This is a genomic window from Methylobacterium sp. BE186 (assembly GCF_031457035.1).
Lineage (GTDB): Bacteria > Pseudomonadota > Alphaproteobacteria > Rhizobiales > Beijerinckiaceae > Methylobacterium > Methylobacterium segetis.
This window is the reverse complement of the sequence record NZ_JAVDVV010000010.1, coordinates 85,620-99,246: the sequence shown is the minus strand read 5'-3', so window position 1 is coordinate 99,246 and position 13,627 is coordinate 85,620. Positions and strand designations below refer to the sequence as shown.

General features: G+C 68.7%; 13 protein-coding genes and 1 pseudogene. 10 read left to right on the top strand and 4 right to left on the bottom strand.

Going from position 1 to position 13,627, the window contains the following annotated elements:
- The first annotated feature begins 14 nt into the window (after positions 1-14).
- The 5 genes and pseudogenes from J2X36_RS13025 (at position 15) to J2X36_RS13010 (ending at position 4,482) form a co-directional block, all read left to right on the top strand.
- Positions 15-953: a glycine--tRNA ligase subunit alpha gene (locus tag J2X36_RS13025; RefSeq protein ID WP_310350206.1), complete on the top strand. Its 939-nt coding sequence runs from the start codon at positions 15-17 to the stop codon at positions 951-953.
- Between the two features lie 93 nt (positions 954-1,046).
- Positions 1,047-3,155 carry a glycine--tRNA ligase subunit beta gene (gene glyS, locus J2X36_RS13020; protein ID WP_310350204.1) on the top strand — a complete coding sequence of 703 codons (2,109 nt, stop codon included), beginning with the start codon at positions 1,047-1,049 and terminating at the stop codon, positions 3,153-3,155.
- Between the two features lie 63 nt (positions 3,156-3,218).
- On the top strand, positions 3,219-3,398 hold the full coding sequence (locus J2X36_RS26890; protein WP_405029782.1) for a helix-turn-helix domain-containing protein: 180 nt from the start codon (positions 3,219-3,221) through the stop codon (positions 3,396-3,398).
- A gap of 108 nt (positions 3,399-3,506) precedes the next feature.
- Positions 3,507-3,686, top strand: a pseudogene (locus J2X36_RS26885) (IS630 family transposase); the annotation flags it as partial.
- Positions 3,687-3,795: 109 nt separating this feature from the next.
- A complete protein-coding gene (locus J2X36_RS13010; RefSeq protein ID WP_310350201.1) occupies positions 3,796-4,482 on the top strand; it encodes a hypothetical protein in 687 nt (228 codons plus the stop codon).
- Between the two features lie 319 nt (positions 4,483-4,801).
- Here J2X36_RS13010 and J2X36_RS13005 read toward each other — a convergent pair whose 3' ends face one another.
- A complete protein-coding gene (locus J2X36_RS13005) occupies positions 4,802-5,806 on the bottom strand; it encodes a magnesium transporter CorA family protein (protein WP_310350199.1) in 1,005 nt (334 codons plus the stop codon).
- Positions 5,807-6,017: 211 nt separating this feature from the next.
- Here J2X36_RS13005 and groES point away from each other — a divergent pair, with 211 nt between their 5' ends.
- Together groES and groL are read left to right on the top strand one after the other, a co-directional pair.
- Positions 6,018-6,305: a co-chaperone GroES gene (gene groES, locus J2X36_RS13000; RefSeq protein WP_132250241.1), complete on the top strand. Its 288-nt coding sequence runs from the start codon at positions 6,018-6,020 to the stop codon at positions 6,303-6,305.
- A 99-nt stretch (positions 6,306-6,404) separates the two neighbouring features.
- Positions 6,405-8,045: a chaperonin GroEL gene (gene groL / locus J2X36_RS12995; protein WP_132250239.1), complete on the top strand. Its 1,641-nt coding sequence runs from the start codon at positions 6,405-6,407 to the stop codon at positions 8,043-8,045.
- Between the two features lie 109 nt (positions 8,046-8,154).
- Here groL and J2X36_RS12990 read toward each other — a convergent pair whose 3' ends face one another.
- Both J2X36_RS12990 and J2X36_RS12985 read right to left on the bottom strand, forming a co-directional pair.
- Positions 8,155-8,460: a hypothetical protein gene (locus tag J2X36_RS12990; RefSeq protein WP_310350196.1), complete on the bottom strand. Its 306-nt coding sequence runs from the start codon at positions 8,458-8,460 to the stop codon at positions 8,155-8,157.
- Between the two features lie 11 nt (positions 8,461-8,471).
- Complete coding sequence (locus J2X36_RS12985) at positions 8,472-9,173, bottom strand: peptidase inhibitor family I36 protein (RefSeq protein WP_310350195.1); 702 nt, start codon at positions 9,171-9,173, stop codon at positions 8,472-8,474.
- Positions 9,174-9,502: 329 nt separating this feature from the next.
- Between J2X36_RS12985 and J2X36_RS12980 the strand changes: the two genes are divergently transcribed.
- The 3 genes from J2X36_RS12980 to J2X36_RS12970 all read left to right on the top strand — a co-directional run bounded on the left by J2X36_RS12980 (position 9,503) and on the right by J2X36_RS12970 (position 12,948).
- The gene (locus J2X36_RS12980; protein WP_405029780.1) at positions 9,503-9,844 is read left to right on the top strand and encodes a hypothetical protein; all 342 of its coding nucleotides are present in this window, start codon (positions 9,503-9,505) and stop codon (positions 9,842-9,844) included.
- Between the two features lie 188 nt (positions 9,845-10,032).
- The gene (locus J2X36_RS12975; RefSeq protein ID WP_132250233.1) at positions 10,033-12,147 is read left to right on the top strand and encodes an ABC transporter ATP-binding protein/permease; all 2,115 of its coding nucleotides are present in this window, start codon (positions 10,033-10,035) and stop codon (positions 12,145-12,147) included.
- A gap of 75 nt (positions 12,148-12,222) precedes the next feature.
- Positions 12,223-12,948: a Crp/Fnr family transcriptional regulator gene (locus J2X36_RS12970; protein WP_310350192.1), complete on the top strand. Its 726-nt coding sequence runs from the start codon at positions 12,223-12,225 to the stop codon at positions 12,946-12,948.
- A 36-nt stretch (positions 12,949-12,984) separates the two neighbouring features.
- Here J2X36_RS12970 and eda read toward each other — a convergent pair whose 3' ends face one another.
- The gene (gene eda / locus J2X36_RS12965; RefSeq protein ID WP_310350191.1) at positions 12,985-13,602 is read right to left on the bottom strand and encodes a bifunctional 4-hydroxy-2-oxoglutarate aldolase/2-dehydro-3-deoxy-phosphogluconate aldolase; all 618 of its coding nucleotides are present in this window, start codon (positions 13,600-13,602) and stop codon (positions 12,985-12,987) included.
- Positions 13,603-13,627 lie beyond the last annotated feature (25 nt).

Here is a 13,627-nt window from a genome sequence, read left to right as displayed (position 1 = left end):
GGACCCGTCTCACGATGCCGAGCGACGTCGATCTCTCGCCGAAAGCCTCGTTCCAGGGGCTGATCCTCACGCTGCAGCGATTCTGGGCGGAGCAGGGCTGCGTGATCCTCCAGCCCTACGACATGGAGGTGGGGGCCGGCACCTTCCATCCGGCGACGACCCTGCGGGCGCTCGGCCCGAGGCCCTGGAAGGCGGCCTACGTCCAGCCCTCGCGCCGGCCGAAGGACGGGCGCTACGGCGAGAACCCGAACCGCCTGCAGCATTACTACCAGTTCCAGGTGATCCTGAAGCCGAACCCCGAGAACCTGCAGGACCTCTACCTCGCCTCGCTGCGGGCGATCGGCGTCGATCTCGCGCTCCACGACATCCGCTTCGTGGAGGACGATTGGGAGAGCCCGACGCTCGGCGCCTGGGGCCTCGGCTGGGAATGCTGGTGCGACGGGATGGAGGTGAGCCAGTTCACCTACTTCCAGCAGGTCGCGGGCTTCGAGTGCGCGCCGGTGGCGGGCGAGCTGACCTACGGCCTCGAGCGCCTCGCCATGTACGTGCAGGGCGTGGAGAACGTCTACGACCTCAACTTCAACGGCGGCACGGGCGACGACAAAGTCACCTACGGCGAGGTGTTCCTGCAGGCCGAGCAGGAATATTCCCGCCACAATTTCGAGGCCGCCGACACGGCGATGCTGTTCCGCCACTTCGCCGACGCCGAGAAGGCCTGCCGCCTCTACCTCGATGCCGGCGCGCCCGAGAGCGAGGCCGGCCGCCACCGCATGGTGCAGCCGGCCTACGACCAGTGCATCAAGGCGAGCCACGTCTTCAACCTGCTCGACGCGCGCGGCGTCATCTCGGTCACCGAGCGGCAGAGCTACATCCTGCGCGTGCGCGAACTGGCGAAAGCCTGCGGCGCGGCCTGGCTCCGAACAGAAGGGGGCGGCGCACCCGCCGCGGCCTGAGCGCTCCGCGCCTCGACACCCCCGGGCCGGCTCTCTAAACGAGCACCGGCCCCGCCGCCCTCACGACGCGCGGCCGCTGCCGCCGGTGGATCCATGCCCGACCTGCTCCTCGAACTCCGCTCCGAAGAGATCCCCGCCCGCATGCAGCGGCGCGCGGCCGAGGACCTGCGCAAGCTCGTCACCGACGCCCTCGTCGAGCGCGGCTTCCTCTACGAGGGGGCCAAGGCCTTCGCGACGCCCCGCCGCCTCGCCCTGCACGTCGCCGGCCTGCCGCCCCGCGGCGAGGCCGTGCGCGAGGAGCGCCGCGGGCCTCGCGTCGGCGCGCCGGACGCCGCCGTCCAGGGCTTCCTCAAGGGCGCGGGGCTCGCGAGCCTCGACGAGGCGACCATCGTCACCGACCCGAAGAAGGGCGAGTTCTACCTCGCGGTGATCGAGCGCCCGGGCCGCGAGACGCTCGACGTGCTGGCCGAGATCCTGCCCCAGATCGTTCGCGCCTTCCCCTGGCCGAAATCGATGCGCTGGGGACGCGCGTCGGCCCAGGCCGGCGCCCTGCGCTGGGTGCGCCCGCTGCAATCCATCGTCGCCACCTTCGGCCCTGAGACCGAGACGCCGGACATCGTGCCCTTCTCGGTCGACGGGATCGCGGCCGGGACGCTCACCTACGGGCACCGCTTCCTCGCGCCCGACGCCTTCGAGGTGCGCCGCTTCGACGATTACGCGCCGAGCCTGGAGCGCGCCAAGGTCGTGCTCGACGCCGACCGGCGGAAGGACATCATCCTGCACGATGCCCGCGACCTCGCCTTCGCCCGCGGGCTCGACCTCGTCGAGGACGAGGGCCTGCTGGAGGAGGTCGCGGGCCTCGTGGAATGGCCCGTCGTGCTGATGGGCTCGTTCGACGAGAGCTTCCTCGACATCCCGCCTGAGGCGATCCGCGCCACGATCCGCGCCAACCAGAAGTGCTTCGTGCTGCGCAAGGGCGGCTCCGACCAACTGGCGCCGGCCTTCATCCTGGTCTCGAACCTCGTGGCGAGCGACGGCGGCGCGGCCATCACCGCCGGCAACGAGCGCGTGGTGCGGGCGCGGCTCTCGGACGCGAAGTTCTTCTGGGAGACCGACAAGGCGGTACGGCTGGAGGACCGCCTGCCGAAGCTCGACACTATCGTGTTTCACGAGAAGCTCGGCACGCAGGGCGAGCGGGTCGCGCGGATCGCGGCTTTGGCGCGCGCGATCGCGCCCCGCATCGGGGCCGACCCGGATCTGGCCGAGCGCGCGGCGCGCCTCGCCAAGGCCGACCTTGTGACCGAGATGGTCGGCGAGTTCCCCGAGCTTCAGGGCCTGATGGGGCGCACCTACGCCCACCTCCAGGGCGAGCCGGACGCTGTCTGCGCCGCGATCGAGGAGCATTACAAGCCGCTCGGGCCCACCGACCGCGTCCCGTCCGATCCGGTCTCCGTGGCGGTGGCGCTGGCCGACAAGCTCGACACCCTGGTCGGCTTCTGGGCGATCGACGAGAAGCCGACGGGGAGCAAGGACCCGTACGCGCTGCGGCGCGCGGCGCTCGGCATCATCCGGCTCGTCGTCACCGGTGCCTTCCGCCTGCGCCTCGCCGACGCCTTCCGGCAGGCGGGCTCCGGCCATGCCAGGGCTGGGGGACTGAGCGAGGAGGCCGGCGCGGATCTCCTTGCCTTCTTCGCCGATCGCCTGAAGGTCTATCTCCGCGACCAGGGTGCCCGGCACGACCTGATCGACGCCGTCTTCGCCCTTCCCGGCCAGGACGATCTCCTGATGATCGTCCGGCGGGTCGAGGCCCTGGGCACGTTCCTCGACAGCGACGACGGCCGCAACCTCCTCGCCGGGGCGAAGCGCGCGGCCAACATCCTGCGCATCGAGGAGAAGAAGGACGGGCGCGCCTACGACGCGGCGCCCGATGCCGCCCTCATCGCGAAGGGCGAGCCGGAGGAGCGGGCGCTGGCCGACGCTCTCGCCGAGGCGCGGGCGGCGGCCTCCTCCGCCGTGGCGGCGGAGGATTTCGAGGGCGCGATGCGGGCGCTCTCGACGCTGCGCGCGCCGGTCGACGCCTTCTTCGACAAGGTCACGGTGAATGCCGAGGATCCGGCTCTGCGGGCGAACCGCCTCGCCCTCCTCAACGCCCTGCGCGCCGCGACGCGCGAGGTCGCCGACTTCTCGAAGATCGAAGGCTAGAGCGTCCTGCGATCGCCGGCCAACGGCCGAGTCGGATAGTGCGTTGGTCGGGTGAAGAATCCGATGCCGTCCTCACCCCTCTCTGTTGATCTGCGCGAGCGTGCTGTGTCCGCCGTCCTGGCGGGCGCGACCTGCCGGCACGTTGGCGAGCGGTTCGGGGTGAGCGCACCCAGCGTCAGCCTTTGGTACGCCCGCCATCTTCAAGATGGGAATGCCCGGCCCAAGCGGATGGGCGCCGACTAGCGCTTGCACGTCATCGAGGCCCATGCCCCGCAGATCCTGAGGCTGTGTCAGGAGCGCGGCAACATCGTGCTGGCGGAGCGAGGCGTCACCACCAGCACCGGCAGCCTGTCGCGCGTCCTGGCCCGTCATCGCATCATCCGCAAAAAGCGGCTCTCCACGCAGCGGAGCAGGACCGGCCGGATGTCGCAGAGGCCCGTCAGGCGCGGTTCGAGGGTCAACGCGACCTCGATCCCGACCCTCTGATGTTCATCGACGAGACGGCGGCCTCGGCCGGGATGGCACCGCGATGCGACCCTCCCGGGCGAACCGCCCGGACCACCGGCTCGCGCCGGCTCGACAGACCCCGAAGCGCTCGTCTGCTTAGTGCTGGGACGCGACTGCCTCAACGGCATGGATCGTGCTGACGCAGATCTTGACGAATTCACGCGCGAATGCAATTCATAACTATTCATACTCACCGGATGTCAGTAAAATGGCGAGCGCAACCGAAAAGCAATCTCAAAAAGGCGGTCAATCAAACGTTGAGAGTTTAGCAAAATTGGTAAAAACTCCCGTCAAGGAGATCATCAAAGGATCTGACAAGAGGGATTTCTGGCAGGCTATGGTCAAAAAGGGCACATCCGAAGCTGTCAAAGCCGGATTGGTCAACGCAGGCCTTTCAGCGAACACGAGCGAGGGCATCGCCGATCAATACACCGTCGCCTATGAGCTCGTCCTCGCAGCGAAGAAGGGTAAAGGCAAGATCAGCCCAGGGAAGCTGGCCGAAATACTGGCTATGAAAGGGCTCGGAATCGCAAAGATCGCGGATAAGAACAACATTATGAAGTGCGGAATATCCGCAGGATACGTTGGCATCAGCGCGTCGAAAACAGTCGGCCTCTTGGTGGCGACCGAAGCGAGTGGAGGAGCGACGGGAGGAGCGCTCATCGCGGAAGTCGGCGAATTGATGTATACCGTCTACCAGATGGACGAAAGCTGCGGAATATCGAAAACCGTTAAATCGAAGATCGACTCGGCAGCACAATCGGCGGCCTCTTCGATGTATTACGGCGTCATGGAGGCGTTGAGCAGGGGCAGCCTTTAGGACGTTCGGTAAATCACGTGCAAACCGGAGCTTGCTTGCGCCTGCCAGCCAAGCAGGTCAGCGATGTGATCGCTCCCCTGCATCAAACCGCGTCGACGTAGCGCCTCGCTGCCGACGGCGAGCAACTCGGCTTTCGCTGGGCTCGGAAGGTTGTCGCGCATCGCGGCCATCCACGCGGGCGATGCGCTGCATGCGGCAATCAGGCAAGCCCTCGATACGGTTTGCAAGACCGCTGGGATGATTGTCCGGCTGCAGGTTCCCACCGGACGGCTGCGTTTCGGTTCGATCGAGCAGTGCGATCAGGCGGCGCGTCCGCGGCTCAGAACCAGCCCTTCACCTTGAAATAGACCATCGGGACGAGCGCGCTCGTCGCGATGAGGGCGAGGCCGTAGGGGTAGCCGTAGATCCAGTCGAGCTCCGGCATGTGCTTGAAGTTCATGCCGTACATCGACGCGATCAGGGTCGGCGGCACGCCCACCACCGAGACAACCGTCAGGATCCGGAAGGTGTTGTTCTGCTCCATGTTGATGAGCCCGAGGGTCGCGTCGAGCAGGAACTGAACGTTGCCGGTGAGCCGCGTCTCGAACTCGTCGAGCGAGGCGATGTCGCGCTGGATCGTCTCGAAGCGCGCATCCGCATCGCCCTCGATGAGGCTGCCGCACTCGGCCGCCACGAAGGGGACGATCCGCTGGAGCCCGAGCAGGCTCGCGCGCAGCTTGCCGAGCGCCTTGCCGCGCCGCCCGACGCTGCGCAGGATCCGCCGCAACGCGATGTCCCGCCGCCGCGGGGCCTTGCGGTCGTCCGGGCGGGCACCCGGCCGCGCGCTCGTGTCGAAGTCGAACACCCGCGTGGAGAGGGCGTCGAGATCGGCGGCCATCTCCTCGAGGGCGTCGGCGAGGCTGTCGACGAGCTCCTCCATCAGCAGCAGGAAGATCTCGATGCTCGTGGCCGACGGGCCGTCGCCGTTGGAGAGGCGGGCCTTCACCTCCGCGAAGGCCCGCAGGTCGTGGAATCGCACGGTGACGAGCCGGTCCTTCGTCAGCACGAAGCCGAGGGGTTTCAGCTGCGAATCGGCTTGGTCGAAGGTGATCATCGGCGTCGAGAGCGAGAGGCCGTTGCGCAGGCGCCTGAGGCGGCTCGAACTCTCGACTTCGCTGAGCGCCTGGCGCGAGGGAACGCGCAGGCCCGTCGTCTCCTCGACGAGCTCCGCCTCCTCCGCGCTCGGATCCGCGAGATCGATCCAGATCGCTTGGGGCGGCAGGTCGGCGGGCCGGGGCGTCGCGGCGTGCTCGACCGCGCCCTCGGGTCCGTGGAGGCTCAGCATGGGGTCAGGATTTCCGTGGAGAGTGGACAGGATTCGACATTTCGCCGTCATCCCCGGCCGATAAGGCTGCGCCTGCCTTGACTCGAAAAACGCACGCGCCTATCTCGCGGCCAGCTTTGGCACTCGACACCCGAGAGTGCTAACAGCCTGGGTTCGAGCCGGCTCCGACCGCTTGAACGCCACCTGCGAATTCGAAGCAAGAGGGCAGCTCATGAAGTTCCGTCCGCTGCACGACCGTGTCGTCGTCCGCCGCATCGAGGGCGAAGAGAAGACCAAGGGCGGCATCATCATCCCGGATACCGCCAAGGAGAAGCCGCAGGAGGGCGAGGTCGTCGCCGTCGGTCCGGGTTCCCGCGACGAGCAGGGCCGTGTCAACGCGCTCGACGTGAAGGCGGGCGACCGGGTGCTCTTCGGCAAGTGGTCCGGCACCGAGGTCAAGATCGACGGTCAGGACCTCCTGATCATGAAGGAATCCGACATCATGGGCGTCGTCGCCTGAGGGCGGCCCGACCCACGGTTTCCTGAAGGACGCCCTTCGAGGCCGCCTGCGGGCGGCGCCTCGGGGCTCTCATCCATTCCAACTCAAGGATCTCTGCACATGGCAGCGAAAGACGTACGTTTCTCGTCCGATGCCCGCGAGAAGATGCTGCGCGGCGTCGACATCCTCGCCGACGCGGTGAAGGTGACGCTCGGCCCCAAGGGCCGCAACGTCGTGATCGAGAAGAGCTTCGGCGCCCCCCGGATCACCAAGGACGGCGTCACCGTCGCCAAGGAGATCGAGCTCGCCGACAAGTTCGAGAACATGGGCGCCCAGATGGTGCGCGAAGTGGCCTCGAAGACCAACGACATCGCGGGTGACGGCACCACCACCGCGACCGTGCTGGCCCAGGCGATCGTCCGCGAGGGCGCCAAGTACGTCGCCGCCGGCATGAACCCGATGGACCTGAAGCGCGGCATCGACCTCGCCACCCAGGCCGCCGTGAAGGACATCACGAGCCGCGCCAAGAAGGTCGCCTCGTCGGAAGAGGTTGCCCAGGTCGGCACGATCTCGTCGAACGGCGACATCGAGATCGGCGAGATGATCGCCCACGCCATGCAGAAGGTGGGCAACGAGGGCGTCATCACGGTCGAGGAGGCGAAGACCGCCGAGACCGAGCTCGACGTCGTCGAGGGCATGCAGTTCGACCGCGGCTACCTCTCCCCGTACTTCATCACGAACGCGGAGAAGATGGTCGCCGAGCTCGACGACCCCTACATCCTGATCCACGAGAAGAAGCTCTCCTCGCTGCAGGCGATGCTCCCGGTTCTCGAGGCCGTGGTGCAGACGGGCAAGCCGCTCCTCATCATCGCCGAGGACATCGAGGGCGAGGCGCTCGCCACCCTCGTCGTGAACAAGCTGCGCGGCGGCCTCAAGGTCGCGGCCGTCAAGGCTCCGGGCTTCGGTGACCGCCGCAAGGCCATGCTCGAGGACATCGCGATCCTGACCTCCGGTCAGATGATCGCCGAGGATCTCGGCATCAAGCTCGAGAACGTGACCCTCCCGATGCTCGGCCGCGCCAAGCGCGTTCGCATCGAGAAGGAGAACACCACGATCATCGACGGCGCCGGCGAGAAGGCCGACATCGAGGCCCGCGTCGGGCAGATCAAGGCGCAGATCGAGGAGACCACCTCGGACTACGACCGCGAGAAGCTTCAGGAGCGTCTGGCCAAGCTCGCGGGCGGCGTCGCGGTGATCCGCGTCGGCGGCGCGACCGAGGTCGAGGTCAAGGAGAAGAAGGATCGCGTCGACGACGCCCTCAACGCCACCCGCGCCGCGGTGGAAGAGGGCATCGTGCCGGGCGGCGGCACCGCGCTGCTGCGCGCCAAGAAGGCGGTTGCCGCCCTCAAGAGCGACAACGCGGACGTCTCTGCCGGCATCAAGATCGTCCTGAAGGCGCTTGAGGCCCCGCTGCGCCAGATCGCCCAGAACGCGGGCGTCGAAGGCTCGATCGTCGTCGGCAAGATCACCGACAACACAGGCTCCGAGACCTACGGCTTCAACGCCCAGACCGAAGAGTACGTGGACATGATCCAGGCGGGCATCGTCGACCCGGCCAAGGTCGTGCGCACGGCGCTCCAGGACGCGGCCTCGGTCGCCGGCCTCCTCGTCACCACCGAGGCGATGGTTGCCGACGCTCCGAAGAAGGACGCGCCTCCCCCGATGCCGGGCGGCGGCGGCATGGGCGGCATGGACTTCTAAGTCCACCGACCCGGATCGACCGAAGGAGGGGCTGCCGAGAGGCGGCCCCTTTTTCTTTGCGTGAGACGCGCCGCGGGGCTGGAGCCCGGTGTGGGCCCGGTGCGGCCGTTTACAGATCGGGCCCGAGGCAGAAGAAGAGCGTGAAGACGGCGGCCGCCACGGTGCAGCAGCCGACACCGAGCCATCGGACCACCGGCCGGGCACCGACCGCGAATGCGGTTGCGGTCGTCCAGATACCGATGAGCCAGAACGGCGTACTCGCCAGAACGGCTGCGTAGAAGGCCGCCTCCCGCAGGACCGTCCTGTCGGTCCTCGCGTCGCTGTAGGCCAGGGGAAGTCCGTACAAGGACAGCGAGCACAAGAGCACGAGGCCGATCGTGACGAGGACGGCGGCGGCGAAGCTTCCGACCGCCATGCGAAGACCGCCTATCCGGCCCGTCGCGAGCAGCGCAGGTAGGATGAGGTGCCCTTCCCGCTCGACCAGGTCAGGCGGTCGCCATCCACGTGGAGGCGGACCTGCGAGGACCAGCGGCGTCCGCGGTCGCTGCACTCAGCTCCCATGACCCAGGCATTGCCGCTGCGTGTGCGGTCGTAGAAGCTGCAGATCGTGCGCCCGGCCCGGGCCCCGTCCGCCGTGATGGTCGCCGGAAGATAGCCCCGGCGCCGCGAGCGCGCCCCGCAGGCGGCCCCGGTCGGTCCCCAGATGCCGATGTAGTCCGGACGCTCGATCGGGGATGAGGTCGGCGCGGCGGAGAGCGGGACCGCCGCCTCCGGCACCGCGCCGCTATTCGTCCCGGCGAGCACGAGGCGGGGGGCGGGCATCGGCGCGGCCTCGGGGGCTCGCGCCTCGGGCCGCGGCAGGCCGGACGGGCGCATGAGCTCGGGCGGCATCGCGAAGGTGGCGGAATCTACGGGGATGGGCCCGCTCAAGGGGCGCGGCGCGGTCTGGCGAAGGGGCAGATCCTCGGCGAGGAAGAGGACGCTGTAGCTGAACAGGGCGCCCCAGCCGGCCGCGAGCACGAGCAGCATCGCGAGCCAGCGCATCGACCCCCCGCGGATGTCGTGCGCGGCGACCCCGACCACGCCTCCACCCGGCCCGGTCAGGACCGGATCGGTTCCCGCCGCCATCTCGGCTCCCCCCGCTTCGTCCCCGCCGATCGGGCCGCTCCTGCGGCGACCGATCGTCGCTCCCGACGCCCCTCTCCCCGGTGCTCGACCGGCTCGCGGGCACACGAGCCGGTTGACCTTCGCTCATCAAGTCCGGTCACGACCGCGACCTCCGATACCGGAGACTCATAGACACGCAGAAGTAGATATCACACGTCACGCACCGGTTAGACCGACGAATCGAGATCTTAAGCGGTATCTCGCCGTTCTCGAAATCCCCTAAATCCTCAGATTGCGGCGAGCGCGCGGCGGCCTTCTGCGACCCCTTCCCGCTGAGGCTGGAAACTGCCATGCTTCCGGCCCCGATCCTGCCCCAAGGCGCCCGACCGACACCGATGAGACGCCCTGCCCTCGCCCTGATGCTCGGCATCGCGACGACGATGCCGGCGTTCGGGCAGATCCGGTCTGCGACGCCCCGGATGACCTGCGGCGACGTCATCAACCTCGTGAAGGCCGAGGGCGCGATCGTGCTCAACACGGGCAGCGGCGCCGAGCGCCTCGTGCGGGACCGCAGCTTCTGCGAGTTCACCGAGATCGCCGAGCTCCGGTTCCTGCCGACCCGCGACAACCCGCAATGTCCGGTCGGGTACCGCTGCCGCGAGCCGGGCTTCGAGGACTGGGACTGGCCGTGAGGGCAGCCGGCTCGAGAAGGGGCCGGCCCGCAACGGGATAGGGGCGGCGCGCGGGGCCGCGCATGACCAAAAATTCACGGGACAGGGGCCGCCCCACGCCACTATCTCGCCATGAGCCGCCGTCACTGCCGGCTCGGGCCGTCCTCGCGCGCAACGCGCCGGCCCGGCATCGATCATGGGAGATGAGCGTGGCCGCAATCAGGAGCGGGCTCGGCCTTCAGGCCGCCCTCACCGCGATCTTCGCCCTCGTGCTGCTGGCGGCGCCGGGCGTCCCCTCCCCGCCCCTCTACGTCTCGCTCGCCGGCTTCGTGATGGCGGGCATCCTGCTCGCCTCCGGCAATCTCTCCGCCTATCTCAAGGTCTTCGTCTCGGTCTACGGCATCGGCTACCTGTTCCTGGCCGGCGGCAAGACGCTCGCCGCCATGGGCCTCCTGCCGCCGACGCTCGCGGCCCTCCTGCCGCCCGCCTTTGCCGCCACGGGCGCGGTGGTCTTCGCCGCCATCGTCCTCGGGATCTCCTACCTCGAGCCGATCCGCGCGATCACGCTCATCGCCGATCCCTACTTCGCCTCGCGCAACGAGCCGACGCGCGAGATCGGCCCGTTCCGGTTCTTCGGGGGGACCGAGGGCAAGGTCGGCCAGCGGCTCGTCGCCCTGTCGATCTTCATCACGTTCGCACAGGTGGCGCTGCAATTGCGCCTCAACTTCTGGTTCCGAGACCTGTTCAACGCCCTGCAGGAATACAATGCGGAGGTGTTCTGGTATCAGCTGATCTGGGTGTTCGGGCCGCTCGCCACGATCTGGGTGATCGTCGGCATGTTCGACACCTTCGTCGATGCGAGCCTCCACCTGCGCTGGCGGACCTGGCTGACCCGCAGCCTCTACGAGCGCTGGCTCGACGGGGGCACGCATTACCGCATCCCCTTCACCGGCGAGCACGCGGATAACCCGGATCAGCGCATCCAGTCGGACGTGAACCTGTTCATCTCGCAGACGACGACGCTGTCGATCCGGCTGCTCTCGCAGGCCGCGACGCTCGTCTCCTTCATGGTGATCCTCTGGGGCCTGTCGCGGGACTTCGTCCTGCCCTTCACGGACACGGTGGTCCCGGGGTTCCTCGTCTGGCTCGTCGTCGGCTACGCGGTGATCGGCACCTGGCTGACCCACCTGATCGGCCGCCCGCTCATCGGCCTCGATTTCCGCCAGGAGAAGGTCGAGGCGGATTTCCGCTTCTCCCTTGCCCGCTCGCGCATCTACTCGGAGCAGATCGCGCTGCTGCGCGGCGAGCGCGCCGAGAGCGTGCGCCTCTGGGGCCTCTTCCGCGAGATCATCGACAACTACCTCGGCATCATCTACCGGCGGATCAAGCTCGGCAGCTTCACGCTCTCCTACAGCCAGCTGAGCGTGGTCTTCCCCTATATCCTCGCCGCGCCGTCCTACTTCCTCAAGAAGATCACCCTCGGCCAGTTCCAGCAGACCGGCGACGCCTTCTCCAGCGTGCAATCCTCGCTGTCCTTCTTCATCAACTCCTACGTCACGATCGCGGCCTACAAGGCGAACACCAACCGTCTCGCCTCGTTCAAGCGCGCGATGACGAAGGCCGAGGCCCTGTCGAGCTCCGGATACGGCCTCGTCCAGGGCAACGAGACGAAGCAGGACGTCACCGCCTCGGACCTCGCTCTGGCGCTACCGGACGGCCGCGAGATCGTCGCCGCCGAGAAGCTCGCCATCGCCAAGGGCGCGGCCACCCTGGTGACCGGCCCCTCGGGCTCCGGCAAGTCGACGCTGTTCCGGGCGATCGCGGGCATCTGGCCCTTCGGCAAGGGCCGGGTCGACGTGCCGAAGGACCAGTCGGCCCTGCTCCTGCCGCAGCGGCCCTACCTGCCTCTGGGAACCCTGCGCGGCGCCGTCGTGTATCCGAGCACCGTGGACCAGTTCGCGGATGCCGAGATCCGCGATGCGCTGGTGGCGGCGCAGCTCCCCCAACTGGCCGACCGCCTCGACGAGGTCGATGCCTGGGATCAGCGCCTGTCGGGGGGCGAGCAGCAGCGCCTCGCGATCGCCCGGGCAGTGCTCGCCAAGCCCGACTGGCTGTTCCTCGACGAATCGACCGCGGCCCTCGACGAGGCGAGCGAGGCCGGCATCTACCGCATGCTGCGGGAGCGCCTGCCCGGCACCACGATCGTCTCGATCGGCCACCGCTCCACCCTGCACGAGCATCACGACCGGCGCCTCGACATGCAGGCCGCCAATGACGGCCGCTTCGTGCCGCACGATCTGCGCCAGGCGATTCCGGCGCAGTAAGCGCCGGGTTCCCGGCGGGAGCGAAGCGGCCCCCGTCAGGGTGGCGAGCTAGAGCGGGCGCGCTACACTGGCGCCATGAGTGAGCTTCTCGTCCGCAAGTTGAGGGGGTTCGATGCGCTCGACGAGGCGGAGGTCCGCATCCTCCGCGACATCGCGCGCCAAGCCCGCTCGGTCGAGGCGCGCGCCGACATCGTCGAGCAGGGCAGCCGGCCCGGGCACAGCACGCTCATCCTCGAAGGGTTGACCGGGCGCTACCGGATCCTCGCGGACGGGCGCCGGCAGATCACGTCGATCGACGTGCCCGGCGACTTCGTCGACCTTCACAGCTTCACGTTGAAGACGATGGATCACGGGGTAGCCGCGCTCTCGCCCTGCCGCGTCGCCATCACGCCGCACGGCGAGCTTCAGCGGATCACCGAGACGCAGCCGCATCTGACCCGCCTGCTCTGGCTGACGACCGTCATCGACGCCGCGATCCATCGCGAGTGGCTCGTCGGCATCGGCCGGATGTCGGCGCTCGAGCGGTTCGCACATCTCATCTGCGAGCTCTACAGCCGGCTCGGAGCCGTCGGGCTGGTGGATGCGGAGGCGCGCAGCTTCACCCTGCCCGTGACCCAGAGCGACGTCGCCGACATGCTCGGGCTGACGAACGTCCACGTGAACCGCACGCTGCAGGAATTGCGGCGGCGCGGCCTGCTGACGTGGCGGGGCCGCACGGTGACGATTCCGGATTGGGCCGGGCTCACCGATGTCGCGCGGTTCGACCCGATCTACCTCCACCAGCACCAGGAACCGCGGTAGCCCCCGCTCCCGACGCGTCGCGGAGCCGCGCCGACGTCAGGCTGCGCGCAGGCGCGAGGCCGCCTCGGCGGCGCGGCGGATCGCGGCGACGTCCGGTTCCCCGGCCGGCACCACCCAGCTTCCGCCGACGCAGAGCACGGGCTTCAGGGCGAGCCATTCGGGAGCCGTCGCCTCGGTGATGCCGCCGGTCGGGCAGAAGCGCACCTGCCCGAAAGGCCCGGCCAGCGCCTTCAGCGCCTTGATCCCGCCCGCGGCCTCCGCCGGGAAGAACTTGAACCGGCTGAGGCCGTGATCGAGCCCGCGCATGATGTCGGCGGCGTTCGCGACGCCGGGAAGATAGGGGATGCCGCGGTCGAGGGCCGCTTCCGTCAGGGGCGCGGTCAGCCCTGGGCTGACGATGAACCGCGCGCCCGCCTCGATCGCCGCGTCGAGGTCGCGCGCGTTCAGCACCGTGCCGGCCCCGACCACCGCGCCCTCGACCCGCGACATGGCGCGGATCACGTCGAGGGCGGCGGGCGTGCGGAGGGTGACCTCCAGCGCGGTCAGGCCGCCGCCGACCAGCGCCTCGGCGATCGGCTCGGCATGGCGCGCCTCCTCCACGACGAGCACGGGGATCACGGGAACCGAGCGCATCAGGGCGTCGATGTCGGTCATCGGCAGCTTCCTCTCAGGATCGAGA